This is a genomic window from Pseudarthrobacter oxydans (genome assembly GCF_013314975.1).
GTDB lineage: Bacteria > Actinomycetota > Actinomycetes > Actinomycetales > Micrococcaceae > Arthrobacter > Arthrobacter oxydans.
Genome location: NZ_JABTYH010000033.1, coordinates 19,212 through 43,124 on the forward strand (window position 1 = coordinate 19,212; position 23,913 = coordinate 43,124).

Sequence of the window (23,913 nt, forward strand, 5' to 3'; positions counted from 1 at the left end):
TGGATTCCTTAGATGGGGAGGATGCCGAGGATGATCAGGACGCCGATGCCCAGCAGCGGCAGGGCATAGTGGGTGAACAGCCGGAGGAAGGTGGTGACCGGGTCCACGTCCGCGATGCCGCACGCCACGTACAGCGGGGCGCCGCCCGGCGGGACCGCCGCCTCGCAGGAGGAAAAGACCAGGACGGCCACGGCTGCGGTGGTCGCGGGGACGCCGGCCGCCACCAGGGCAGCCACGCCGACGGTTCCGACGGCGGCCATGGTGGCCGTCGCGGACAGCGGCGCAGCCACGGCGATGACAATCAGGCCGATCAGGATGGCCAGGAGCCACAGCGGGAGGTTCATCCCGTTGAGCAGTTCGGTCATCTGCCGGGGAAGTCCGGTGGCAGCCAGGGCGTTGGCGCCGGCAAACGCGAACACCACGGTGACGCCCACGACCCCGAAGCGGGGCGCGGAGTCCTGCAGGAGCGCCCACCACTCCCGGCTGCCGGCGGGGAGCTTCTTCCGGCCCAGCAGGAGGCCGGTGATGATCAGCACCACCGGAATCCAAACGATGACGCTGACGGCCTTGGTGACATCCGCCCCGGTCCAGCCCGAAAGCCCCTCGGCGATGGCGCCGGAGGTGACAACCAGCGGGATGGCCACCACAACAAACAGCAGAAGCGTGGCCCAGCCGCGGCCGAACGCCGCCCGGACGGGCAGCCGGTGCGCGGCATTGAGCGGGGCCATGCCGCTCTTGCGGACCAGCAGCCAGGTGACAACCAGCCGGTGCAGGAAGCACCAGAGGCCGCCGAACAGCAGCGGGAGGACCAGGGCGTTGATGTCCAGCAGCGGCCCCACGGTGGCCGAACCGACCAGGACGAACATGGAGGCGCTGAACGGAAAGGTGATGCCCATGCCGGCGTTGCCCGCCACGAGCGTCGCCGCCGAGGGCTTGTCCAGCCGCGACTTTTCCATCCACGGGATGGTCACCGATCCCACCGTGGCGGCAATGGCGGCCTGGTTGTGGACCACGCTCCCCAGCCCCGCCGATGCCACGGTGGATACCCAGGCCGGACCGCCCTTGACCCCGCCGATCAGGGAGTTGAGCAGGTCGATCAGCCGGTCCAGGACCCCGGTTCTGTCCAGCAGGTAGCCCATGAACACGAAGGCCATGGTGGCGTAGACAATGTCATCGGTGATTGCCGCGTACAGCGAATCCCAGCCGGTCTGCGCCGCTGCCGCCCCCGTGAAGGGAAGCACGGCCAGGAACCCGAGGATCATCGCCTCCCCCACGCTGCGCCTGAACACGGTGGTCCACAGCAGGATGACGGCAAGGTAGGCGGCGAGGGCCCAGATGCCGATCATGCTGCTGCTCCTGACGGCGGGACGCCGGTGATGTGGTCGGTCACGAAATATCCGCTCCTGATTGTCCCCGACTCTGCGGTCAGCGCAAGGCCGGCGCTGGTTCCTGGGCCATCCGGGCCAGGGCAGCGGCAGAGGCGGTCGTCATCTCGGCCGGTACGCCGAGGTCGCCCAGGTAGCTGGCGGTATCCTGCATCTCCTTCGAGCGGCGTACTGCGTGCTTGGCAGTGCCGGTGAGGAACCGGTCAATCACGGCCTGCCCGTTGCCGGCCAACTGGCTCGCGATCTGGGCCCGGATCCAATCCTCGAGTCCGGCGGCGCGGCCCGCGGTCACGGCCTCCACCACCACGGAAGCCAGGCCCTTCATCAGGACGCTGCGAAGAAGCTTATGGGCCATGGCCGCCCCCGGTTCCCCTTCGGCGATTTCGACGTCGACGCCCAGCGGGCCGAGCAGGTCGGCGACAGCCCGGGCACCTGGCCCGCTGGCCATGAGGGGCGTTTTCTCCCCCAATGCCGACACGGGACCCAGGATGGCGACGTCGGCGAAGTCGGCGTTGCCGGGCAGCCGCCCGAGTTCCTGCATGGTTCCGGGCGAGGACGAGGTGAAGTCTGCGTAGCAGCTGCCGTGACCGAGGACCGGAAGGCACTCCGCGGCAACGCTGCGTGCGGCGGCAGCGCCCGTCATCACCAGGACGATGTCCGCGCCGGCACAGGCTTCTGCTGCGGTGGCGGCCCGGGTGATGCCGGCAGGAGTGGCGGGGGCAACGGGGTCGAATCCCGTGACCTTGTGGCCGGCGGCGTGGAGTGCCGCGGCATAGGTGGCTCCGGCTTCGCCGAGGCCAATAACGGTTACCGCTGTCATGGTTTTCTCTGTCTCTCTTGGTTTAGCCGCGGGCTGCGACGATGGCCTGGCGACGGTTCGTTTCATCGGCGAAAACAGCTTCCGCGGCATCTGCGACGGCGGCCGCCTGCTCCCGCGGGACCACCACGACGCCGTCGGAGTCGCCGATGACCACGTCACCGGGCAGGACGGGGACGCCGCCGAAGGCGAGGGGCGTCCCCAGGCGGAACGGACCGTTCTTGTAGGGACCGGCGGGGGAAGTAGCCCGGGCGAAGACGGGCATGCCTATCTCACGCAGCGCGTCGGCGTCGCGCGCTGCCCCGTCCAGCGCGAAGCCCGCGATGCCAAGGTTGATGGCACGCTCACCGATGAGCTCCCCCAACAGGGCGCGGGACGAATCGCCTCCGCCGGCAACAACCAGCACGTCACCGGGGCGGGCCAGCTCAAGGGCCCTGTGGATTCCCTGGTTGTCCCCGGGCCTGGTCCACACCGTAAAGGCGGGGCCGGCCAGGAGGGCACCCGGCCAGATGGCCTGGATCGCGGAGTCGGCGACGCCGAGCCGGTCCATGGCGTCGCCGATGTTGGCGGCGGGCAGCTTGGCGAGGCGCTCCACCACGCCCCTCTCGGGGCGGGGGAAATCGGCGGTGAGGGTGTCTATGGCTGGGCTGGTCATGATGGTTCTTCCGTCCGGTAATTGCGGGAGGGTCAGTCGGTCTTCTGGACGAGCGGCAGGACCTTCTTGAAGTCCTCTTCCTGCCCGGCCCAGTACTGCTTGTAGTCTTCGCCGGAGAGGTAGCTGGTCTGCAGGCCAAGGTCCTGCATCTTCTGCACCACGGCGGGGTCCTCGATGGCTTTCTGGATTGCCGCCTCGAGCTTTTTGGCCACCTCATCCGGCAGCCCGGCAGGCGCCGAGTAACCGCGCGTGGTGCCCGCCTCGAGGTCGTAGCCGGATTCCTTGAAGGTGGGAACGTCCGGCAGTGCCGGCGCGCGCTCCGAGGTCATGACGCCCAGCACGCGGGCCTTGCCCTGCTTGGTCAGGTCAACAACGTCGCTGACGTTGGCCACGAGAATGTCCACGTGCTTGCCCAGGAATGCAGTGGTGGCCTGCGAAGCCCCCTCCGAGAAGTGCACGGGGGCGAATTCGGAGCCGGTGCTTTCCTGGATCTGGGCCATGGCGAAGTGTTCACCGGTCTGGAGCCCGGTGGTGCTGGCAGTCATGGACTTCGGGTTCGCCTTTGCGGCGTCCAGGAGGTCCTTCAGCGTCTGGTAGGGGCTGTCCGGCTGCACTGCGATGACGGTGGGGTCGATGACCTGGCGGCCCAGGGGCTGGAAGCTGTCCCTCGTGTACTTGGCCCCGCGTGAGGGGTCCAGCGGGGAGACGACGACGGACGGGGAGCCTGTGGCGCCGATGGTGTAGCCGTCGGGGGCGGCGCCGGTCAGCTGGGTGTAGCCGATCTGGCCGCCTGCGCCGGGCTTGTTGATGACCTCGACGTTGGTGCCGAGTTCCTTTTCCAGGATGGGCTGGATGAGCCGGGCGGCCGTGTCCACGGCGCCGCCGGAGGAGAAGGCCACAACGAGGTCAATCGTCTTGCCCTTCTTCGGGAAGTCGCCGCCGGCGGCGTTCGTGGCTCCGGCGTTGGCGCCGCAGCCGGTGAGTGCGATCAGGGAGGCCGCGGCGAGGGCGGCGGCGATGCGGGAACGGGTGTTCATGGTGTTCTTCTCCTTTGAAGGGGGTGTTCGGGGGTTGCGGTTGGGGTGTGGTTTAGGTTTCCGGGTCCTCGTTGAGCGCTTTGGGCTTCCGGAGCTTCAGGAGCGGGCTGAAGATGATCAGCAGTCCCAGGCCGATCAGGACTGCCGAAATGGGACGGCTGGTGAAGATGCCGAAGTCACCCTGGGAGATTTCGAGGGACTCGCGGAGGGAGCGTTCCATCAGCGGGCCGAGCACCAGGGTCAGCACCATGGGTGCCAGCGGGATGTCCAGGTGCCGGAGCGCGAGGCCCAGGAGGCCGAAGCCGATCATGACGAAGACATCAAAAACGCTGAAGTTGATGGTGTAGGCGCCGATGACCATAAAGAGCAGGATCAGGGCGGTGAGGATGGTGGTGGGGACCCTCAGGATGGAGGTCCACAGTCCCACCAGCGGAACATTCAGCACCAGCAGGAGCAGGTTCCCGATGAACAGGCTGGCGATGATGGCCCAGGCAATCTCGGAGTGCTCGGTGAAGAGGGTGGGCCCCGGGGTGAGGCCCTGCTGGAGGAAGGCGCCCATCAGGACGGCGATGGTGGGTGATGCCGGGATGCCCAGGGTGAACAGCGGGATCAGGGCGGCGTTGGCGTGGGAGTTGTTGGCCGTTTCGGGCCCGGCCACGCCTTCAATGGCGCCTTTGCCCAGTTCGTTGCGGTGTCGGGAGAACTTCTTTTCCGCGCCGTAGGCCAGCAGGGATGAGACGGAGCCGGTCATTCCCGGAATAAGGCCGAGCCCGAAGCCGATTCCGGTTCCGCGGGCCATGGCGGGCGCACTCCGGCGCCATTCCCTCCCTGTCGGAAGCAGGGAACGCAGGTTTGGGGCGTGCACGTTGGGGGTGGTGGTGCCCTTTCGGTAGGACAGCAGCTCGGAGAGGCCGAAGACGCCCACGATCACGGCAACAAAGCTGACGCCGTCCAGGAGGCGGTCCATGCCGAAGGTGAAGCGCGGCGCCCCGGCCACGGGGTCGATTCCGACCATCGCGATCAGCAATCCCAGGGCGCCGGAGATGACGGCCTTGACCATGGACTTGCCGGCGAGCGCCACGAGCAGGGAGATGCCCACCACCATCAGCGCAAAGAACTCCGGCGGACCCACCAGCAGCCCCAGCTCGCCCAGCGGTTTGGCGGCCATCACCAGGCCCAGGGTGGCGACGGTGCCGCCCACGAACGATCCGACGGCGGCAATGGTCAGGGCTGCCCCGGCCTTGCCGAGCTTTGTCATTGCGTAGCCGTCAATGGTGGTGATGGCGGAGGCGGCTTCGCCGGGGGTGTTCAGCAGGACGCTGGTGATGGTTCCGCCGTAGGCCGTGCCGTAGAAGATGGCGCAGAGCATGATGATCGCCCCGGTGGCATCAAGGTTCAGGGTGAGGGGAATGAGGAGAGCGACGCCGGCCACCGGACCGATGCCGGGCAGCACGCCGATGATGGTGCCCAGCAGGCAGCCCAGGAAGGCGAACAGCAGGTTTTGCCAGGTCATGGCGGCCGCGAAGCCGCCCATAAGTTCGTTGAGGGTATCCACGTTCAGAGTCCGATCGTGTTCAGCAGGGGGAAGGCCGAGACGGGCAGTGCCACGTTGAGGCCGTAGTTGAAGGCGTAGAACGCGCCCACGCTGCCGGCGAGGGCGGTGACCAGGGAGGAGGGCCAGGCCCTGCGGCCGCGCAGCTTCAGGTGGTACATGAGGAAGAGGAACATGCTCAGCTGGAAGCCGAGCAGGTCCATGACGGCGGCGAGGACCACCAGGCTGGCGACGACGGCGATCACCAGTGCGCGGTCAACGCCTTCTGCCGTTTCGCTGGGGCGGCGGAGTTCCTGGAGGAGCCAGACGGCGGACATCGCGGCGAGGACTGCCCCCATGGCAAAGGGGAAGAGTCCCGGGCCGGGTCCAAGGGAGGTCCACAGGCCCAGGCCCACCGAGCTGATGAGGACGTACACGCCGACGGCCGCGAACGCGCCGATGCCTGCCAGCACGGAGGGTGCCACCCTGGCGGCGGTCTTCGATGTGGCTGTGACTGACTCCGTTGTCATGGTTCCTTCTCACTCGAATTCACTTTCACGCTGCGTCGTTGCATTTCACAGAATGAAACTATATTGCGTACTGAGAAATAGTGACACCAGACACACGCCCTGTCAAGCGCAAGGAAGTTACATACAATGAAAGAATGGCGACGACGACTTCCACCTCCCCCCACCCATCGGCTGAGGAGGGACCCAAGGCGTCAAACATGCGCTCCCTGTCCCGGGCGCTGGAGGTCTTTGCGGAACTGCAGCGCGCAGAACGGCCCCAGCGGCTCAGCGACCTGGCCCGGAACTGCGGGATGAGCCTGCCCACAACACTGAGGATCCTCCGGGTGCTGCAGGATTTCGGCATGGTGAGCCAGACGGACAAGTCCTACCGGATCGGGCCTGCAGTGCTCCCGGCGGCAAAGAGCTTCCTGGAAAACGATCCCCTGGCGGTGGCGGGTCGCCCGGTCCTGCAACAGCTGGCAACGCAGACCGGAATGTCCGTGTCCCTCCATACCCGGCTCGGGAACGAGCGAATCCTGGTGGCACGGGTTCAAGGAGAAGCGCCCATGCAGTACGACCTTCCCCTGGGTAAACGTCTGCCATTGACCCGCGGCGCGGCAGGGAAGATCCTGATTGCGGACGCCTCTGACGCAGAGCTCGAACAGGTCGTGGCAGCCGCGATCGCCGCCGGCCATGAGGAGCCGGGATTCACGGTTGAGGAGCTGCGGTCGCGGCTGCCCGCGCCAGGCTTGGACTACGCGTACTCCGCGAACGAGCGCGTCGTGGGCGTCCTCTCCGTCGGGGTTGCCCTGACCAACAGGGCCGGCCGCGCCAACGAGGCCATGGCGCTGAACTGCCCGGCAGAGGCGACGACCGAAGAAAAAATCAAGGCCAATGTGCCGGAGCTTCGGCGCGCCGCCCGCAGGCTGTCCGAACTGCTTGAGGGCTCCGTGTACTAGGCGCCCGGAACCGCGGCGGAATCCGCCGGCGTTGTACTGTGATGGCGTGATCGTCCCCGAAATTTCCCAGAACGCCGCGGCGGTGGCGGATCACTACGACGAGCTCGATCCGATTTATCGCCGGGTGTGGGGTGAGCATGTCCATCACGGCCTGTGGGCAACGGGTCGCGAGACGCCCGCCGAGGCCGTCGAGGCGCTGGCGGACACCGTCGGCGACCGGCTGCGCCTTATGCCGGACGAGGCGTGCGTCGACATCGGCTGCGGCTACGGCTCCACCGCAAGGCGGCTGGCTCTGGCCCGCGGAGCGCGCGTTACCGGCTTCACGCTGTCCGCCGAGCAGGCCCACTATGCCGCCGCGCGTCCTGTGCCCCACGTGGACATCCGTCTCCGCGACTGGCTGGCCAACGGGCTGCCCGACGCCTCAGCCAGTGCCGCGTGGGCGATCGAGTCGAGCGAGCACATGGTGGACAAACCCAGGTTCTTCGCCGAGGCGCACCGCGTGCTGTCCCCCGGCGGCCGTTTCGTCGTCTGCGCGTGGCTCGCCGGGACTGATGCCGGCCGCTGGAAGGTCCGCCACCTGCTTGAGCCGATCTGCCGCGAAGGGCGCCTGCCCTCGATGGGCACGCGCGAGGAGTATGAGGCGATGGCCACGGCGGCGGGCTTTGTGATCACTGGCTATGAGGATGCCAGCCGCCGCGTCGCGCGCACCTGGCCGATCTGCGCCCGTCGCCTGGTGAAGGCCCTGCTGGTGGACCGCGAGACCCGCCGCCTCGCCCTTGGCGCACGCAATCGCATTTTCGTTTTGAGCATCCCCCGCCTGATCCTGGCCTACCGCACCGGCGCAATGCACTACGGGATTTTCACGCTGGCGAAGGCGGGCGGGAACGGGTCACCAGGCGAGCCCGGCACCTCAACGCGGCAGGAGTCAACCTGACCGCCCGCGCCGCCGGCACCACTACTGGCCGGCCGACCACCAGGCCAGCGCGTCCTTAAGGCCGTCGCCGCCAACGTCCCCCACCCATGCCACATACCCGTCGGGGCGGACCAGGACTGCCTCGGGTGCACGGACGTGCCCAAGCACCGGCAACTCCCACGGTCCGCTGTACCGCGCATCCACCAACTTCACCTGTGACGGCCGCGGGACCTTGCCGAGCGACCCGCGCTCCCCGAAGTTCATCAGCACCGGCCGGGCATCATGGAGGTGCGAATAGACCGTGCTGGGTCCTTCCCGGGTGTCAAGGTCGACGTCGGGCATCCGGCGTCCCAGCAGCGGGTGGCCCTCGCCGAGATCGTAATGGACGTCAAGACCGGACTGCATCGCGGCGAAACGCCGGCGGGGTTCTTCCATGCCCAGGAGCTCGGAGACCACCTCACCTGCCGCCCTGGTGCGGGGGTCCGGGCGGCGGAGCGCAACCTGGGCCATGGTGTTGCGCAGCACCCGGGCGGCCACAGGGTGGCGCTCGGAACGGTAGGTATCCAGCAGCGCGTCAGGGGCCGTCCCGTTGATTACCTTCCCCAGCTTCCAGCCGAGATTCACCGCGTCCTGCACACCCAGGTTCAGGCCCTGGCCGCCGTCCGGAGAGTGGACGTGGGCAGCGTCGCCGGCCAGCAGGATTCGCCCCTTGCGGTACTCGTTGGCCTGCCGGGTCATGTCCGTGAACCGCGAAATCCAGGTGGGGCTGTGGACTCCATAATCCGTTCCGCACGCAGCCGTCAGTGCTGCTCTGAGATCATCCAGTGATGGTTCCGTTGCAGGCCCCACGTGCCCCTCGGTTACCATCACCGCCACAGGCCCGCTGTCCGCGTAGACCACCCTGCCGTCTACAACCTGGTACTCCCTGCGGCCAAACGAGTGGATGCCCAAAGCGTTCTGGTGCACGCCAAACTCCGGCTGGTCCGTCATCTCCACCTCGGCGATCAGCGCGCTGGTGGTGGGATCCCAGCCGGGGAACCCGATGCCCGCCGCTTTGCGCACGAGGCTGCGGCCGCCGTCGCACCCCACAACGTAGCCGCCACGCAACCTCCTGCCGTCCTGGAGTTGGACGCCGACGGCGGCGCCTTCCTCCACGAGTCCGGTCACCTCGTGTCCGCGGTAGAACGTGACGGCCAGCTCCGCCACCCAGCCGGCAAGGATGCGTTCGATATGGTTCTGCCACAAACCCAGCCCGTAGGGATGCCGGGTGGGAAAATCGCTGATGTCGAGGCGCGTTCCCGCGAAGCCGGCCACCTGCGCCACGTGACCCTCGGCGAGGAAGCGGCCGGCGATGCCCCGCTGGTCCAGGACCTCAAGGGTTCGTGCGTGCAGGCCGCCCGCACGTGCACCCGCGAGTTCCTGGTTGGGACGCCGCTCCACGATGGCAGCGTCAACTCCCGCCAACGCCAGTTCGCCGGCCAGCATCAGCCCGGTGGGGCCTCCGCCGACTATTACCGCTGCATGATCACGCATTGCTCCGGCTCCGTTCTCCAAGTTGCGGGCACTGCGATTGTGCGCCCCCGGCCCGGCCTTGCCGCAAGCCCCGCACCCGGAGATATATTGGAAATGGAAGGAGCGATCCGCTCAATTCTCGTTCCGCCAAACTATTGCCCCTGGCACGGACCTGGGCGACCCGTATGGGTCTAGTGTGGGGAAGGTCGGCACTCGCCGCGAATAGCCCTCAGGGAGGGTGCATGAACTCCAGACAGTCCAGCTCCGAGCAATTTATGCAGTACTTGAAAAGCGTTGGGGGCTCGGAGGCGGACGTCACCGGAGCTTCATACGTGGTCAGCGACGGGGACACCGTGGAGAGCGTGGTTTCCGCGCTGCGGATGGAGCAACAGCAGCATGGCAGTGCCGCCAGGGACCCGTCCGTCCTCCACGCCCTGGCGCAGGTGATGGTCAGCAGGCGCGATGAGCGGGATCCTGGCCACCATGCTGGAGCCTCCCAGCCAGGTCAGTACCAGCTGGACATCCATCTGAGCGCCGGAAACAGCACCCGCGAAAGCATCCCGGAGAAGGACATCGACGACGCCAAGGCCTGGGCACGCACACGGATCGAATCCCAAGGCGCCGAGTTTGGGGCCATCTACTTCCCCGCGGGCGGAGACGGCGCACCGGGCACGGGAGCACTGGTGTCCAGCTACGACCGTTCGGTGGGCTGGTACCGCTAACTGGACGCTCAGTTGTAGAGAGCGCTGATGGTCCGGGCTGTTCCGTTCATGGTGATGCTGCCGCCGTACGGCAGGATCCACTGAGGGCGGGTATGGCCAAAGGGCACCCCCACGCAGACAACGGCTTCGGGGCTGTACCGGGCGACCTCCTCAATCACTGCGTCCCGCTGGGCGGCCCGCAGGCGGGAGCGTTCCCCGGGCTCCGGCCTGTGCTCGAAGTTGCTGGTTGGTGGCCGGGCGACGACAACCCCGTGGACAACCTCGAGCACACCCCGCTCTCCGAGCGAGCGGACCCACCGCTTCACCCAGTCGGCAGGTGGAATCAGCTCACTGGTCTCCAGTAACAATATGCACCCGCGCAGGTCCTCTAACCGCGGGAGGCGGTCCGCCAATGCAAGCTGGTCAATGACCTCCAGGCATCCGCCCCAGGTCCGTCCCGATACCACCCGCTCCGGCCCGGCCCATGTCCAGGGCTCGGTGGGCTCACGTTCCCCGTATTCGACGAGGGCTTGGGGGTCATGCCAGTCCCGGCCGAAGTCCTCGGATTCGCCGGGATCGGTGATCGTGAGCTCACCGCCCGTCATCAGGGCCGCCCGAAGGGAGGCCAGATGGATGTCGTCGATGCCGGGACCGGGGCCGAGGTGCACCTGGGTGGAACCGCCGTAGTAACCGCCCATACTCTGGGACCAGAGCCAGTTCAGCAGGTTGGTATTGTCGCTGTAGCCGAGAAAAATCTTGGGGTCGGCCCGGGCGAGCCCCGCGTCCAAATGGGGAATCACAGTGATCTGGTCATCACCGCCTATGGTGGCCAGGACGGCCCGGATGGTTGGGTCAGCGAAGGCAGCGTTGAGATCATCGGCACGTTCTTCAGCAGAAGCGCCGAGCTGACGGGTTGTGGGGAACTCGACGGGCACGAGGCCTGTTACATCGGCAAACCGCTTCATGGCCTGCTCATGGACCGCGGGAGCAAAGCCGGGCGCAGCGAATGACGGCGACAGAATCGCCACCCGGTCGCCTTCACGGAGTTTCGGTGCCGGCAGGACGCTTCCCCATTTTTCCATCCCGCCATTCAAGCACCTGCAGCACCGCCAGGCGGCAACGACCCCTGATTCAGGAAGCCTCTAATGATTCCCGCGCAGATGTCCGCCGGCAGCCAGGAGGGCGTCGAGCTGGGCGGACTGATGTGCCTCGAAGGCTTTGTCGGCGCTCAGGTTCGTGCTGGCGAGCAGCGGGATGTCCAGGCTCGCGTTGCAGCCGCGGCAGCGGATCTCGTCCGTCCACACCCAGCTGTACGCCGCGTGACTTTCGCGCACCCTCTGCATCGCTGAGGTGATTGCTTCCGTTGTGGCCGCAAAGTGCGCTGCGTCCTCATTGCTGAGGCTTGTACCAATTTCGATGTCGATGCTCATCGTGCCTCTTCCGTCGTCCCCGATGGTGCTGTCGACAGTAGTGGGCGTTGCACCGGGAAGGAACGACCTTAAGGTCACGGTTGCCTAACCCTTCAAGCCGCACCGGAACCGGGCCATGGCGGCAGCGGGGCACAAAGGGTGCCGGAAGCAATCCCGGCAACGCCGGGCCTCTGCAGGGCCGGTCACGAAAACCGGCCCGGCCGGGTCACCAGGCCTGGTGTTCGCGGGTGAAGCCGAAAGGAACGGCCTCGCTCAGGTCCACCGTGAACTTGTCCACACCGAGACGGGTGACCAGGATGCCGTGCCGCTGTCCGGCGAGGGCATGGGCTTTCGCGGCGGTGACAGCGGCGTCGAGCTCACTGTCCATGCTTTCGCGGTCGGCAACAGTAACGGTCAGCGGAAAGTTCATTGGGGCAGGCCTTCGTGGATCGGTGGGTGGGGGAACTCGCACCCTGCGCTCCCCAGGGCTACAGGTGAAGTGAGGCACCTCGGTGCCCCGCGGTCCATCCTCCCCTACGCTTCACACGCCAGCAACTTTAGATGAACGCAGCAGGTCAGGGGCGGATACCGCTTTCCCCGCTCCTGCCAATTACTGGCCCCCAGAGGCGTGAATTAGAGTTGGAACAGAGTGGGGGCTGTTTCCGGACGGCTCCGAAACCCTGAACACCGGCCACGCCGCAGAACCCACGCCGCCAGTGCGGCAACTTGCGTGCGCCACGAACCGACAAGGATCCTGCCATTTCCACGGACGCTATCTTCGGCAATCTCACCCGGATCCGCAACGTCATCCTTCCTGCGCCTGCCCGGACCCGGCTGAACACCGGCCGCGGGCTGCTGGCCGGTTTCATCGTGGTGCACCTGGTTTTCCTGGTCTTCGCCGCATCCCTCTCGCTTCGCGGTGAGGCCTTCAGCGATACCTTCATCTACCGCGACTGGGCCATGGCGGGGTTCAACGACGCGAACCTCACCGGCGGGCCCAGCCCCTGGGTCTACCCGATCCTTGCGCTGATCCCCATGGCCATCGCAGGCATCGCCGGCCCCGGTCCGTTCTTCTTCCTGTGGGTCCTCATGACCACAGTCCTGAACGGCTGGGCCCTGCTGAAACTCACCAACCGCGGCAGGGACCGCCAGGCCATCCCCGCCGGCTGGTGGTGGCTGGTGTTCACGTTCCTCATGGGCTGGCTGGGATTCGCCCGCGTGGACGGCCTCACCGCCCCGCTGGTCCTGGTGGCCCTGGCCTATGGCGTCGGCCGGCCGTTCATCGCCTCCGTCCTGCTCGCCATCGGCACCTGGGTGAAGGTCTGGCCCGCCGCCGTCATGCTGGCCCTGTTCGCCGTCGTAAAAAACCGCGTCCTGGTGGTGCTCGCCGGACTTGCGACGACGGCGGGGGTCGTCGCGCTGGCCGCTGCGGTGGGCAGCGTCCCCAAGCTTTTGAACTTCCTCACCCAGCAGGGTGACCGCGGCATGCAACTGGAGGCCACCTTCACCACGCCCTGGCTCTGGCTGTCCGTCCTGAACATCGGCGACTCCCGCATGTACATGAACACGGATATCAACTCCATGCAGGTGGACGGCCCCGGCACCGCACTGATGTCGGTGCTGATGCAGCCACTCCTGATCCTGGCCGCACTGTTGGTGGCCGGCCTAACGTTTTGGGCACTCCACAACGGGAAACAGCACAAAGGCCGGCTCAACGGCGGCGTTGACCGCACCGAACTGCTCCTCGCCGGTGCCCTGACCCTGGCCACCGCGTTCGTCGTGTTCAATAAGGTGGGCTCCCCGCAGTTCATGGTGTGGCTCGCCCCGGCCGTCGCCGTAGGGCTCGCCCACAGCTGGCGTGATTGGCGGGTCCCGGCCGCCATGCTGATCGTCATTGCCGTGGCAACCTACTTCATCTACCCCCTGTTCTACGACGCCCTCAGCCACAACAACCCGTGGATGGCCCTGGTGCTGACCATCCGGAACGTCCTCCTGGTGATCCTGTTCCTCTGGAGCGTCCGGCGCCTCTACCTGCTGGGCAAGAAGGCGCCCGCTGCCGCCCCCGCGCTCAAGGAGTCCTGAGATTTCCACGAGGTTCTTCGACCGCCTGGTCACCGTCCGCAGCAAAGTCCTGCCCGCCAAGGTGGTGGACTGGTTCGCCCGCCCTTCCAGCGTGTGGTGGGGATTCGCCGTCGTCCACCTGTACTTCCTGGGCTGGATGGCGTCCTTCTTCCTGCACGGCGACACGTTCAGCGACACAGAGCAGTACCGCCAGTGGGCCATGGACGGCTACAACCCCGGGGATCTCGACGGGAAGATCAGCCCCTGGGTGTACCCCGTGCTGGCGCAGATCCCCATTTTCCTGGCCAACATCGCCGGGCCGGACCTGTACCTCCTGGTGTGGTTCCTGATCATCACAGCCCTCAATGCCGTCGGACTCGCTTTCCTTACCCGCGGACCGCGCAAGGCGGGCGGCATCGCCCCGGCCTGGTGGTGGCTGTTCTTCACGGTCTTCATGGGTTACCTCAGCTTCGCCCGCGTTGAAGGCATCACCGCCCCCATCGTGCTCATCGCCCTGCTGTATGCGGCTCAGCGGCCGGTGGTGGCCGGCGTCCTGCTCAGCATTGCCACCTGGATCAAGGTGTGGCCGGCGGCCGTCCTCGTGCCCATCGTGATCGCCAGCCGGAAGCGGATCCACATACTCCTTTCCGGGGTGGCGGTGACGGCGGTTGTGGCGCTGGGCACCTGGCTGTCCGGCGGGCTGCCGCACATCATGGACTTCCTCACCAACCAGGGCGAGCGCGGCATGCAGCTGGAAGCCACCTTCTCCACGCCGTGGGTATGGCTGAGCGTCTTCAACATTGCGGGCTCGAAGATGGCGGACAACACCGCCATCAACTCCACCGAGGTTTACGGCCCCGGTGCCGGCGTGGCGGCTTTCCTGATGCAGCCGCTGCTGATCCTGGCGGCCGTCATTGCCGCCGTCCTGCTGGTCCGTGCCCTGAACCGCGGCGCCGAACGGGAGGAACTCTTCCTCGAGGGCTCCCTGATGATGGTCACCGCGTTCATTGTGTTCAACAAGGTGGGCTCCCCGCAGTTCATCATCTGGCTGGCGCCGGTGATCATCGCCGGGCTCACCCACGACTGGGAACGGTGGAAGGTCCCCGCGGCGCTGCTGATGGGCATCGCCATGACCACGTTCGTGATCTACCCGCTGTTCTACACCCCGCTGATCCACGCGCACCCGGTCATGGCGGCCATCCTCACCACGCGCAACGTGCTCCTGGTGGTGCTGCTGTGGTGGTCGGTGAAGCGGACCGCCGAGCTGGGCCGGAAACCTGCAGCGGTGCCTGCCGGGGCGTAACTTCCCCTCAGAAGCCCGTGGGCTCGGTCTCGAGCTCGGGCTCACCCGGCCGCTGCTCGTGGTGGAGGGGACGGAGGGCCGTGGCCTCCGGGATCCAGAGCAGGGCGTCGTAGCGGCCCGCCATGCGGGTGGGAACGTAGTTGCCGCCCTCATGGTCCGGATCATAGACAACGCCGATCGCCGAAGACCTCCCCGGAAGACGCTGGCGCATCAGTAGCCCGATGTTGTCCATTCCGCCCTGGGCCATATCCGTGGCTCGGGCGTCGCCAACGTGCGTGTTGTGCGCCCACACCGGGCCCTTTGAGCCCGGACCGTGATGGACGGCGATGCTGGGAGGCCACCCGGTTCCCCGGTGGCCTCCCAATAGATCTTGGCGTTGGGTACCGCCACCCGGCCGTTTCTCCTCATCAATTGTTCGTCCCCCACCCCTCAACAGTAGGGGAACCTGCACGAACGGTGGGACGACCGATATGGTCAGCTAGCTTTGACTGGCAATTTTGCAACACTTCCGGTTAGGATCATTGATTTTCTTTATCCGGGTTTTTATCTGCAATTAATAGACCTCAAATTCGGCTGGCCGATTCAGCTTGCAAACTGTCACATATGCCGTTTACGCTTGTTGCGTTTAAGTATTTTTTATATGGGGGAAAATTGGGGAAACTAAGTAAAAAGTTCGCTATTGCCGCATGCGCCGCTCTTCTTGCGGGACTTTCAGCTCAACCCGCTAGCGCAGATGCGAAAAAGACGCTTTCTAACGCTGAGATAGAAGCGCAACTTTGACCAGTATGTAGCAAAGAAACCTCGCGATATCGTGGGGCTTGATCGTCTCTCGAAGAGGCTCACAGGACAGGGGACGCGTGTCTCCATCAACGGTGATGGAGAAGTGACCCCGGAGCACGCGCAAGCGGTCCTGGACGGCAAGCACTCGGGCTTGACTCGGGCCGCCTTTCCTTCAGATGCCTTTGATGTCTACGTCACATACGTGCCGCTGGCGCAAGGCAGCCGCCAGCTGACGGTCTATGGCCAGTGGGACTGGAGGGACGACTTCGTGGGCCAAGCGGCTCCGGAAGACATCGCGTCACATCAGTTCAGCTACCCCGACTGCGTTAGGCACGGAAACCTGGCGGCCAACACCGGCATGTGGGATGGTTCCGTCACCAACCGCGCCACCCTTAGAGATGCAGGTGTTTCATCAAAGGCGCCAATCTGGAACATCCACGATGGAACCTCTGGATTCGCGAATCTGACTGATAATGGGTGCGTAACGTCGACTTTGAACGCGGCGAACTGCACAGTTGGCGGTCCGGCTCAAGTTGGTATCGCCTTCGCTTATGAGGCCAACCGTGGCGGCAGTGTTGTGTCTGTCTCGGCAGGTTTCGGCGCACTTAGCGTTGGTTACTCAAACCAAGGCGACGTGCTGAGGAAGTCATCACAACCAATATATGGAGCACTTTAAAAGTGGATCAAACCCTACTGACGTTCTTGGTTGTAATTTTTACTGCCATATTTCTATACTGCCTTTATGGCGTTATATATCGCGCAGTAAGGAATGTAATCCGCGACTCAATAGCTGAAGCCGGTCAGAGTGAGCTTGTTATCCGGAAAAAGGCCGGAGACACCGATTCGCTGTAGTGCAACAAGCACTTGCAGGTGAAGGGTCCGAAACGGTGCCAAGATGACATCGAAGATTCTCAGCGCTACATGTCCACCCTGCAGACCGGAACCTGTGTCAAGGCGGTTTCTTTAGCCCGGGATCCATGGGAGACCTCAATGGTCGTTTGACGACTATAGGAGCATCGTCGTAGACAAAAAGGGCCAGGCATCGCGGAGCTCTGCGACGTGGGGACTGGACCCAACAGCCGGCCGCGAAGCGGGCGCCCGAAGGGGTGCGAGCCCTACAGAGCATCGATCTTCCCTCCGACCCTCGTGAGATAAAAGGCGATAAGGTCAGTCAGACGAGACTCGGACGGAAGTCTCACTGACCTGGGGGTACCAGTAGTGAACATCAAGAAGAAGGTCGGGTTGCTCCTCGCGACCGCCATGGTTACAACGGGGTTCGGCGTGGCTGCTGCCCCGGCGGCATCGGCAGCCTCGTGCTGGTCCGGTTCCGTCTGCTACCAGGAGGTTGGCGGCCCGTACCGGTACAGCCTGGAGAACTGCAAGAACGATCACTGGACCCGCTACCTTTGGGCCCAGCGCCAATGGCCCAACAAGCGGATCAGTGCCAGCGGCTGCTTCAGAACAAACGTTAACTGGGGCTGGAACTATGTCATCACGGTATGGAATTGACCTGGTACGGCGTCCTAGTTATGGAGATCTCGTAGAGCATCTAAGCCACGGACTGCACCGCCCACGCGGCGGGCCATCGAGGCAGCAAGTCATTTGTCCCGGTGGTTAAGTAGGGCCAGATAAAACTCGGAACTGTTCCAGTAACGAAGAACCCCGCGCCGGGAACAGTGCGGGGTTCTTCGGTGCTACTGACGGTTAAACGGGAGCGCCTGCGATTGTCCACTCAAGACGATTAGGCCTTTTCGTGGGGCTTTACGCCCAACGACTCACACGCATCACCACCCTTACCAACGACAAGATCACCACGGAGGGCACCGAAACGCGGCTTTGGTTCGGGTCCTCACACCTGCTTGCCGAATCAGCACATCATCCCTCAGTCTCGGACTCGCCCCAGTCGGAATCGACTCCAGGCAATTACGCGGACCAGCCCTGACCAATCTCGCCGGGCAGCTGCCCATCCGGTTCCTCTCAGACCTCACGGGTCTAGGGACCCAAGCGGCAGTGGGCTGGGCAGACATCGCCACCCGATCATGGAATGCCTACCCCCAACTACGCAGCGAGACCTATTCCAATAACGCACGGATCGAGTAACGCACTTGCACCAGTATTCGGCGCTGGCTGCCACCAGGGCGTTCTGCACGTGGGCCATCGTTCAAAGCCGGCGAGCAGCTGGTAAGCGTCCAGGTCCTCCGCCGCAGTGAGCGGGCGTCCCAGGAGCCCGATCTCGTCCAGCTCCTGCCTGTGGCGCACGGGCGCCGGCGCCCCGTTCACAGTGGAGCCTCCTGGACACCTTCCGCAGCGCCCTCCGGCGTCAAGTAGCGCGAGAACCATTCCCTGGCCAGAGCTGCCACCTGGCCGAGCGTGCCGGGCTCCTCGAAGAGGTGGGTGGCTCCCGGGATGGTCTCCAGGTGCACCGGGGCCCGCATCAGGTCCATGGCCTGCCGGTTCAGGGCCAGGACCTGGGTGTCGGCACCCCCCACCAGCAGCAGGGTGGGCGCACGCACCGCTGCGAGGCGAGGCCCGGCGAGATCCGGCCTGCCGCCGCGGGAAACGACCGCGTCCACCGAGGCCCCCGGTTCGGCCGCGGCCCACAGCGCAGCGCCCGCCCCGGTGCTGGCCCCGAAGTAGCCCACCCGGCACGCAGCGGTGTCCGCCCTGCCGTTCAGCCACCGGGTTGCTGCGCTGAGCCGCTCTGCGAGCAGCGGGATGTCGAAGACGTTTTCGCGGTTGACTTCCTCTGCGGGAGTCAGCAGATCCAGCAGCAGGGTGCCCAGGCCTGCTCCCTGGAGGACCGAAGCAACGTAACGGTTGCGGGGGCTGTGCCGGCTGCTGCCGCTGCCGTGGGCAAAGACCACCAACGCCCGGCACCGGTCCGGAAGGTGCAGGTCACCGTTGATTGACACGCCGTCCACGGCGATGTGGACGTCCTGGTCGACGCCGGAAACCTGTCCCGGGCGCTGACTCTGGTCGCGCCGCGCTGCGGCGTCGAGCAGGTGGACCACTTCCTCGTCGGCGGTGGGCGAAAAGTCGCGGTAGTAGTAGCCCACGGCCTGGAAGTTGCGGGGTGAGATCAGGGAGAGGACCTGGTCCGCCTCCGGCAGGGAGTCCATGGCCCGTTCCGGGGCTACCGGGACGGCCAGGATGACCCTTGCCGCGCCCAGCTGCCGCGCCACCTTGCACGCCACCCGGGCCGTTGATCCGGTGGCGATGCCATCGTCCACAATGATGGCCGTACGTCCGCTGAGGTCCTTGGGGGGCCGTCCCTGGCGGTACCGTTCCAGCCTGGATTCCAGGAGTGCACGCTCGCGCGCCTCAACTGTCCTGAGATCATCCTCTGTAACCCTGGCAACGGAAACGACCCGCCGGTCCAGCACCCGGGCACCGCCCTCCCCGATGGCACCCATCGCCACTTCCGGTTGGAAGGGCACCCCCAGTTTGCGCACAACAATCACGTCCAAGGGGGCGTCCAGGGCTTTCGCAACCTCGGCCGCCACAGGAACGCCGCCCCGGGGCAGGCCCAGGACCACCGCGTCCTTCCCGCGCAGGCCGGCCAGGGCGAGCCCGAGCTTCCGGCCCGCTTCCACCCGGTCCCGGAACTCATACATCCGGACACCTCCTCGCGTGGAGACCCTTCAAGTGCTGCTGCATCCCGGAAACCCCGGCCCCGCAGGCCGGTTTACTCTTCCTCGGACAGGACATCCGGGGAGGCGGACCACGACATCCTCAGGATGAAGTGCCCGTCAGCGGTGTTCCGGGCGATGACCGCCCCCGCAGTGCCCGCCAGTTTCACCCCGAATTCCACTTCCATGTGCTCGGGTGCGATTTCCCGCATGGCGTCGACGGCGGCCGCCGCGGCGGGGCGGACGGCGGCCAGGGCATCCTCCAGGCGCCGGCCGGCATCCAAAATCCCCTGTTCGTTCCTTGCGGGGTGTTCCACGCCGTAGCTGTTGTCCGCCACTTCCACCAGAACAGTCCCGGAGCCCACCTCGTACCGGACTACCTCAGTCATGCCAAGCACCCTTCTCCTCTGCTCCGGTCGGGGCGGGCAAGAGCCACGGGCGCGGGGCTAATACCCTCCCACTAGACACCTGCCCCGGGCAGCGCAACAGGGTCAAAGGGCCCGCTGCGCCCCGCCATCACGAGCGTCCCTGCCCACCCCGGGGGACTTTCTACCCTTGCCACTCCCTGCCTGCAGGAGTCGGATTGGAGCATGACCGCAGGCACAACCCAACCCACGCGCTGGCCACGGATCTCCAAGGATCTTCAGGACTTTCCCGTGGTGCCCAACCTGGCGGATTACGACGCCGTGTGCCGTGCGTTTTCATGGGACGGTGCCCGCCGGGCGCTGTCCGGGCTTCCCGGCGGGGGCCTCAACATCGCGCACGAGGCCGTGGACCGCCATGCCGCAGGCCCCCGGGCAGGCCACGAGGCCCTGCGGTTTGTCCGGGCTGACGGGTCCACCCATTCCCTCAGCTACCGCGAACTTGCCGAGCAGACCAGCCGGTTTGCCGCAGTCCTGGCGCAGCTCGGGATAGGCCGGACGGAACGCGTCTTTTCCCTCATGGGCCGGAGCCCGGAGCTGTATGTTGCGGTGCTGGGAACCCTCAAGAACGGAAGCGTGTTTTGCCCCCTGTTTTCTGCCTTCGGGCCGGAACCCGTGAGGCAACGCCTGCAGCTGGGGACCGGGCGCGTGCTGGTCACCACGAGGGCCCTCTACCGCAAGAAAGTGGCCAGGATCCGGGGCGCGCTTCCGGACCTCACACACGTCCTGCTGATTGACGCCGGCGGGGAGCCCGAACCGGAACCCTTGACCTGGCCATGCTCATGGAGGCCGCACCTGGCGACGCCGGGATTGCCTCCACCCAGGGCGAGGACATGGCCCTCCTCCATTTCACCAGCGGAACCACCGGCACCCCGAAAGGTGCCATCCATGTGCACGAGGCCGTCACCGCCCATTACGCCACCGGCCTGTACGCTTTGGACCTGCATCCGGACGACGTCTACTGGTGTACCGCAGACCCGGGCTGGGTGACCGGAACCTCCTATGGCGTCATCGCCCCTTTGGTGCACGGCGTCACCACGGTGGTGGACCAGGAGGAGATGGACGCGGAGCGGTGGTACCGGATCCTGGCAGAGCAGCGCGTTACGGTCTGGTACACCGCCCCCACCGCCCTGCGGATGCTGATGAAGGCCGGCGCCGACCGCGCCTCGGGCCACGACCTGTCCGCGCTCCGGTTCGTGGCGAGCGTGGGCGAGCCCCTCAACCCTGAGGTGGTGGTCTGGGGGCGGGAAGCCTTCGGACAGCCCGTGCACGACAACTGGTGGCAGACCGAAACCGGCGGCATCATGATTGCCAACTTCGCGGCCACCGAGATCCGGCCCGGCTCCATGGGCCGGCCGCTGCCCGGCGTGGAGGCAGCCCTGGTCCAACGGGATGAGAACGGCAAACCGGTGATTGTGGACGGTCTTCCCGTGCTGGTCACGGAGCCGGACGCGATGGGGGAACTGGCCTTGCGGGCCGGCTGGCCCTCGATGTTCAGGGGCTACCTGCATGAAGAGGAGCGGTACCGCCGCTGCTTCGCCGGAGGGTGGTACCTCACCGGGGACATCGCTAAACGTGATGCGGACGGATATTACTAGTTCGTGGGCCGCGGTGACGATGTCATTAAATCCTCCGGCCACCTCATCGGTCCCTTCGAGGTGGAGAGCTCGCTCATGGAGCACCAGGCTGTGGCCCAGGCCGGTGTCATTGGTGTCCCCGATCCCGTGGCAGGGGAAGTGGTCAAGGCGTTCGTGGAGCTGCGGAACGGGTGGGAGCCATCGGAGGAGCTTCGCCTGGACATCATCGGCTTCGCCCGCAAACGGCTCGGTGCTGCTGTGGCCCCGCGGATGGTCGAGTTCACCACGGCGCTCCCGAGGACGCGCAGCGGGAAGATCCTGCGCCGGCTCCTGAAGGCGCGTGAACTGGGGCTTCCCGAAGGGGACACCTCCACGATTGAAACCCCGCAGGAGGCACCGTGACCGCCGTGGCAGGGCGCATCAGCGCGGACCAGGCCGCCCTGGCGCGGCACCTCCTTTTGCAGATGCTGCGCGTCAGGCGGCTCGAGGAAAAATGCGTCGAACTCTACAGTGAGGCAAAAATCCGTGGCTTCCTGCACGTCTATATCGGCGAAGAAGCCGTTGCCGCAGGCGTCCTGGACAACCTCCAGGGGGAGGACGCCGTCGTCGCGACCTACCGGGAACACGGGCACGCACTGTTGCGGGGCGTCCCCGCGGGCGCCATCCTCGCCGAGATGTACGGGCACGTCCAGGGATGCTGCCGCGGCCGCGGCGGCTCAATGCACCTTTTCGACGCCGGGACCCGCTTTTTCGGCGGCAACGCCATCGTCGCGGGCGGGCTGCCCATCGCCGTCGGCCTTGCCCTGGCAGACAAAATGGCCGGCCGCTCCAGGGTGACCGTCTGCTTCTTTGGCGAGGGCGCCGTAGCGGAAGGTGAGTTCCACGAGAGCCTCAACCTGGCCGCCCTGTGGCAGTTGCCGGTGCTCTTCTGCTGCGAAAACAACCTGTATGCGATGGGCACGGCGTTGGGGCGCTCCGAATCCCAGACGGACATTGCACTGAAGGCGGCAGGCTACGAACTGGCGGCCTGGGCGGTGGACGGCATGGACGTGCTCGCCGTCCATGAGGCTGCCCGCCGCGCCGTGGACGCGGTTCGTTCCGGCGCCGGGCCGCACTTCCTGGAACTGCGGACGTACCGATTCCGGGCCCATTCCATGTTCGATCCCGAACGCTACCGGGAGAAGGCGGAGGTGGCGCACTGGCTGGAGCGGGACCCCATCACCCTGCTCCGCAACGCCCTGGGGGACGCGGACCAGCTGGCCGAAGCGCAGTGGACGGAGCTGCAGCGGGAGGCCGACGCCGAGGTGGCCGCGGCCGTCGAATTCGCCGAGGCCGGGACACCGGAGCCGGTGGAGGAACTCACCCGGTTTGTCTACAGCGAGCGGGGCCCGCAATGAAAACCACCTACCGGGAAGCCATCAGGGCCGGCATCCGGGACGCCATGAAGCGCGACGAACGCGTGTTCCTCATGGGTGAGGACGTGGGGGCGTACGGGGGCTGCTTCGCTGTCAGCCTGGGACTTTTCGAGGAATTCGGGCCGGAACGCATCCGCGACACGCCCTTGTCCGAATCCGGCTTTGTGGGGGCGGGCATTGGCGCGGCGCTCGGCGGCATGCGGCCCATCGTGGAAATCATGACGGTCAACTTCAGCCTGCTGGCCCTGGACCAGATCGTGAACAACGCGGCTACCCTCCTGCACATGTCCGGCGGGCAGTTCAACGTCCCCCTGGTGATCAGGATGACCACCGGGGCGGGCCGGCAGCTGGGCGCCCAGCACTCCCACAGCCTGGAAGGCTGGTACGCCCACATTCCGGGCCTGCGCATCCTCGCGCCCGCCACGCTGGAGGACGCCCGCGGCATGCTCTGGACCGCCCTGCAGGATCCGGATCCGGTACTGATCTTTGAACACGGGACCCTGTACAACATGCCGGGAGAGTGGTGTCCTCCCGGCTGGTGGCGTCTGCCCTGCTGCTGAAGGCAACTGCCCTCGCTGCCAAGACGGTGCCGGAGGTCAACGGCTTCTATCTGGACGACGGGTTCCGGCCGAGCTCCTCCGTGCACCTGGGTGTGGCCGTCGCCCTGCGGAAGGGTGGCATTGTTGCCCCCGCCATCCATAACGCGGACACCCTGTCCGTGGACGAGCTCATGGAAGGGCTCCGCGACCTCGTGGGCCGGGCCCGGGCAGGGAGGCTGCAACGGGCGGAGATGGCAGATCCCACCATCACCGTGACCAACCTGGGCGATCTTGGCGTGGACAGCGTCTTCGGTGTCATCTATCCGCCCCAGGTGGCCATGGTGGGGCTGGGCAGGGTGATGGAACAGCCGTGGGCCCACAACGGGATGCTGGGCATACGCCCCGTGGTGACGGCAACACTGTCCGCCGACCATCGTGTCAGCGACGGTCTGCGCGGAGCCCGGTTCCTTGCCCGGCTGGACGAGCTGCTGCAGAAACCGGAGGAATTATGAACGGACAGGATGCCCGCGCTGCCGTGCACCGGGCCATTAACCAGGTGGCGCCGGACGTCGGGCCGGAGGACCTGGAAGCGGGCGCCCGGCTGCGCCAGGACCTGGAGCTGGACTCGCTGGATTTCCTGCGGCTGGTGGAAACGATCGACACCTCCACCGGCGTAAATATTCCGGAGCGCGACTATCCGCAGGTTTCAACCGTTGGCGGGCTCATCGACTACGTCACTGCGCACGGCTGACCGCCTGG

At 66.1% G+C, this 23,913-nt stretch carries 24 protein-coding genes and 1 pseudogene; 12 read left to right on the plus strand and 13 right to left on the minus strand.

Annotated elements, in window-relative coordinates:
- Positions 1-8: 8 nt before the first annotated feature.
- The 6 genes from HTS88_RS17905 to HTS88_RS17930 form a co-directional block, all read right to left on the minus strand.
- On the minus strand, positions 9-1,346 hold the full coding sequence (locus tag HTS88_RS17905; RefSeq protein ID WP_174180756.1) for a TRAP transporter large permease subunit: 1,338 nt from the start codon (positions 1,344-1,346) through the stop codon (positions 9-11).
- Between the two features lie 79 nt (positions 1,347-1,425).
- The gene (locus tag HTS88_RS17910) at positions 1,426-2,205 is read right to left on the minus strand and encodes an NAD(P)-dependent oxidoreductase (protein WP_174180758.1); all 780 of its coding nucleotides are present in this window, start codon (positions 2,203-2,205) and stop codon (positions 1,426-1,428) included.
- A 22-nt stretch (positions 2,206-2,227) separates the two neighbouring features.
- Entirely contained in the window at positions 2,228-2,857 is a 630-nt protein-coding gene (locus tag HTS88_RS17915; protein ID WP_174180760.1) for an RraA family protein, read from the minus strand.
- Between the two features lie 32 nt (positions 2,858-2,889).
- A complete protein-coding gene (locus tag HTS88_RS17920) occupies positions 2,890-3,894 on the minus strand; it encodes a tripartite tricarboxylate transporter substrate binding protein (RefSeq protein ID WP_174180762.1) in 1,005 nt (334 codons plus the stop codon).
- A gap of 52 nt (positions 3,895-3,946) precedes the next feature.
- A complete protein-coding gene (locus tag HTS88_RS17925) occupies positions 3,947-5,449 on the minus strand; it encodes a tripartite tricarboxylate transporter permease (protein WP_174180764.1) in 1,503 nt (500 codons plus the stop codon).
- A 2-nt stretch (positions 5,450-5,451) separates the two neighbouring features.
- Positions 5,452-5,955: a tripartite tricarboxylate transporter TctB family protein gene (locus tag HTS88_RS17930; RefSeq protein WP_174180766.1), complete on the minus strand. Its 504-nt coding sequence runs from the start codon at positions 5,953-5,955 to the stop codon at positions 5,452-5,454.
- A 134-nt stretch (positions 5,956-6,089) separates the two neighbouring features.
- Between HTS88_RS17930 and HTS88_RS17935 the strand changes: the two genes are divergently transcribed.
- Positions 6,090-6,893 carry an IclR family transcriptional regulator gene (locus tag HTS88_RS17935; protein ID WP_174180767.1) on the plus strand — a complete coding sequence of 268 codons (804 nt, stop codon included), beginning with the start codon at positions 6,090-6,092 and terminating at the stop codon, positions 6,891-6,893.
- A gap of 46 nt (positions 6,894-6,939) precedes the next feature.
- Positions 6,940-7,827, plus strand: a complete 888-nt coding sequence (locus tag HTS88_RS17940; RefSeq protein WP_174180769.1) for a class I SAM-dependent methyltransferase — start codon at positions 6,940-6,942, stop codon at positions 7,825-7,827.
- Positions 7,828-7,848: 21 nt separating this feature from the next.
- Here the strand turns inward: HTS88_RS17940 and HTS88_RS17945 are convergent, their stop codons facing one another.
- On the minus strand, positions 7,849-9,339 hold the full coding sequence (locus HTS88_RS17945) for an FAD-dependent monooxygenase (protein WP_174180771.1): 1,491 nt from the start codon (positions 9,337-9,339) through the stop codon (positions 7,849-7,851).
- A gap of 221 nt (positions 9,340-9,560) precedes the next feature.
- Here HTS88_RS17945 and HTS88_RS17950 point away from each other — a divergent pair, with 221 nt between their 5' ends.
- Positions 9,561-10,040: a hypothetical protein gene (locus HTS88_RS17950; protein WP_174180773.1), complete on the plus strand. Its 480-nt coding sequence runs from the start codon at positions 9,561-9,563 to the stop codon at positions 10,038-10,040.
- A gap of 8 nt (positions 10,041-10,048) precedes the next feature.
- On the opposite strand, the gene HTS88_RS17955 is transcribed toward HTS88_RS17950, so the two are convergent.
- From HTS88_RS17955 to HTS88_RS17965, 3 genes are all read right to left on the minus strand, one after another.
- Positions 10,049-11,101, minus strand: coding sequence for a S66 family peptidase (locus HTS88_RS17955; RefSeq protein WP_174180775.1), 1,053 nt, complete (start codon positions 11,099-11,101; stop codon positions 10,049-10,051).
- A gap of 60 nt (positions 11,102-11,161) precedes the next feature.
- On the minus strand, positions 11,162-11,449 hold the full coding sequence (locus HTS88_RS17960; RefSeq protein ID WP_174180777.1) for a hypothetical protein: 288 nt from the start codon (positions 11,447-11,449) through the stop codon (positions 11,162-11,164).
- Positions 11,450-11,654: 205 nt separating this feature from the next.
- Complete coding sequence (locus tag HTS88_RS17965) at positions 11,655-11,858, minus strand: hypothetical protein (protein WP_174180779.1); 204 nt, start codon at positions 11,856-11,858, stop codon at positions 11,655-11,657.
- Positions 11,859-12,223: 365 nt separating this feature from the next.
- Here HTS88_RS17965 and HTS88_RS17970 point away from each other — a divergent pair, with 365 nt between their 5' ends.
- Both HTS88_RS17970 and HTS88_RS17975 read left to right on the plus strand, forming a co-directional pair.
- Positions 12,224-13,510, plus strand: a complete 1,287-nt coding sequence (locus HTS88_RS17970; protein WP_425515569.1) for a glycosyltransferase family 87 protein — start codon at positions 12,224-12,226, stop codon at positions 13,508-13,510.
- 61 nt (positions 13,511-13,571) lie between these two features.
- Entirely contained in the window at positions 13,572-14,792 is a 1,221-nt protein-coding gene (locus HTS88_RS17975) for a glycosyltransferase 87 family protein (RefSeq protein ID WP_174180781.1), read from the plus strand.
- A gap of 7 nt (positions 14,793-14,799) precedes the next feature.
- Here the strand turns inward: HTS88_RS17975 and HTS88_RS17980 are convergent, their stop codons facing one another.
- Positions 14,800-15,243 (minus strand): erythromycin esterase family protein, encoded by a 444-nt coding sequence (locus HTS88_RS17980; RefSeq protein WP_343045013.1) that lies wholly within the window; start codon positions 15,241-15,243, stop codon positions 14,800-14,802.
- 432 nt (positions 15,244-15,675) lie between these two features.
- Between HTS88_RS17980 and HTS88_RS17985 the strand changes: the two genes are divergently transcribed.
- Complete coding sequence (locus HTS88_RS17985; RefSeq protein ID WP_174180783.1) at positions 15,676-16,248, plus strand: hypothetical protein; 573 nt, start codon at positions 15,676-15,678, stop codon at positions 16,246-16,248.
- 542 nt (positions 16,249-16,790) lie between these two features.
- A complete protein-coding gene (locus HTS88_RS17990) occupies positions 16,791-17,081 on the plus strand; it encodes a hypothetical protein (protein ID WP_174180785.1) in 291 nt (96 codons plus the stop codon).
- Between the two features lie 767 nt (positions 17,082-17,848).
- On the opposite strand, the gene HTS88_RS17995 is transcribed toward HTS88_RS17990, so the two are convergent.
- A complete protein-coding gene (locus HTS88_RS17995; protein WP_174180787.1) occupies positions 17,849-19,186 on the minus strand; it encodes a phosphoribosyltransferase in 1,338 nt (445 codons plus the stop codon).
- A gap of 71 nt (positions 19,187-19,257) precedes the next feature.
- Positions 19,258-19,590, minus strand: a complete 333-nt coding sequence (locus tag HTS88_RS18000; protein WP_174180790.1) for a CU044_2847 family protein — start codon at positions 19,588-19,590, stop codon at positions 19,258-19,260.
- 201 nt (positions 19,591-19,791) lie between these two features.
- Between HTS88_RS18000 and acsA the strand changes: the two are divergent.
- From acsA to HTS88_RS18025, 5 genes and pseudogenes are all read left to right on the plus strand, one after another.
- Positions 19,792-21,602: pseudogene (gene acsA / locus HTS88_RS18005) on the plus strand (acetate--CoA ligase).
- Positions 21,599-22,597 carry a pyruvate dehydrogenase (acetyl-transferring) E1 component subunit alpha gene (gene pdhA / locus HTS88_RS18010; protein WP_343045014.1) on the plus strand — a complete coding sequence of 333 codons (999 nt, stop codon included), beginning with the start codon at positions 21,599-21,601 and terminating at the stop codon, positions 22,595-22,597. Before acsA ends, pdhA begins: the two are co-directional and overlap by 4 nt.
- Complete coding sequence (locus HTS88_RS18015; protein ID WP_246256431.1) at positions 22,594-23,175, plus strand: alpha-ketoacid dehydrogenase subunit beta; 582 nt, start codon at positions 22,594-22,596, stop codon at positions 23,173-23,175. Before pdhA ends, HTS88_RS18015 begins: the two co-directional genes overlap by 4 nt.
- Positions 23,139-23,666, plus strand: a complete 528-nt coding sequence (locus HTS88_RS18020; protein ID WP_343045015.1) for a 2-oxo acid dehydrogenase subunit E2 — start codon at positions 23,139-23,141, stop codon at positions 23,664-23,666. Before HTS88_RS18015 ends, HTS88_RS18020 begins: the two co-directional genes overlap by 37 nt.
- A complete protein-coding gene (locus tag HTS88_RS18025; RefSeq protein ID WP_174180792.1) occupies positions 23,663-23,905 on the plus strand; it encodes an acyl carrier protein in 243 nt (80 codons plus the stop codon). Before HTS88_RS18020 ends, HTS88_RS18025 begins: the two co-directional genes overlap by 4 nt.
- Positions 23,906-23,913 lie beyond the last annotated feature (8 nt).

What these genes read in the sequence shown, in the direction of transcription:
- HTS88_RS17905 (WP_174180756.1), bottom strand. Translation starts at nt 1,346, where the DNA reads ATGATCGGCATCTGGGCCCTCGCCGCCTACCTTGCCGTCATCCTGCTG.
- HTS88_RS18015 (WP_246256431.1), top strand. Translation starts at nt 22,594, where the DNA reads ATGAAAACCACCTACCGGGAAGCCATCAGGGCCGGCATCCGGGACGCC.
- HTS88_RS17930 (WP_174180766.1), bottom strand. Translation starts at nt 5,955, where the DNA reads ATGACAACGGAGTCAGTCACAGCCACATCGAAGACCGCCGCCAGGGTG.
- HTS88_RS17965 (WP_174180779.1), bottom strand. Translation starts at nt 11,858, where the DNA reads ATGAACTTTCCGCTGACCGTTACTGTTGCCGACCGCGAAAGCATGGAC.
- HTS88_RS17910 (WP_174180758.1), bottom strand. Translation starts at nt 2,205, where the DNA reads ATGACAGCGGTAACCGTTATTGGCCTCGGCGAAGCCGGAGCCACCTAT.
- HTS88_RS17935 (WP_174180767.1), top strand. Translation starts at nt 6,090, where the DNA reads ATGGCGACGACGACTTCCACCTCCCCCCACCCATCGGCTGAGGAGGGA.
- HTS88_RS18025 (WP_174180792.1), top strand. Translation starts at nt 23,663, where the DNA reads ATGAACGGACAGGATGCCCGCGCTGCCGTGCACCGGGCCATTAACCAG.
- HTS88_RS17945 (WP_174180771.1), bottom strand. Translation starts at nt 9,339, where the DNA reads ATGCGTGATCATGCAGCGGTAATAGTCGGCGGAGGCCCCACCGGGCTG.
- HTS88_RS17950 (WP_174180773.1), top strand. Translation starts at nt 9,561, where the DNA reads ATGAACTCCAGACAGTCCAGCTCCGAGCAATTTATGCAGTACTTGAAA.
- HTS88_RS17920 (WP_174180762.1), bottom strand. Translation starts at nt 3,894, where the DNA reads ATGAACACCCGTTCCCGCATCGCCGCCGCCCTCGCCGCGGCCTCCCTG.
- HTS88_RS17960 (WP_174180777.1), bottom strand. Translation starts at nt 11,449, where the DNA reads ATGAGCATCGACATCGAAATTGGTACAAGCCTCAGCAATGAGGACGCA.
- HTS88_RS17955 (WP_174180775.1), bottom strand. Translation starts at nt 11,101, where the DNA reads ATGGAAAAATGGGGAAGCGTCCTGCCGGCACCGAAACTCCGTGAAGGC.
- HTS88_RS18000 (WP_174180790.1), bottom strand. Translation starts at nt 19,590, where the DNA reads ATGACTGAGGTAGTCCGGTACGAGGTGGGCTCCGGGACTGTTCTGGTG.
- HTS88_RS17915 (WP_174180760.1), bottom strand. Translation starts at nt 2,857, where the DNA reads ATGACCAGCCCAGCCATAGACACCCTCACCGCCGATTTCCCCCGCCCC.
- HTS88_RS17995 (WP_174180787.1), bottom strand. Translation starts at nt 19,186, where the DNA reads ATGTATGAGTTCCGGGACCGGGTGGAAGCGGGCCGGAAGCTCGGGCTC.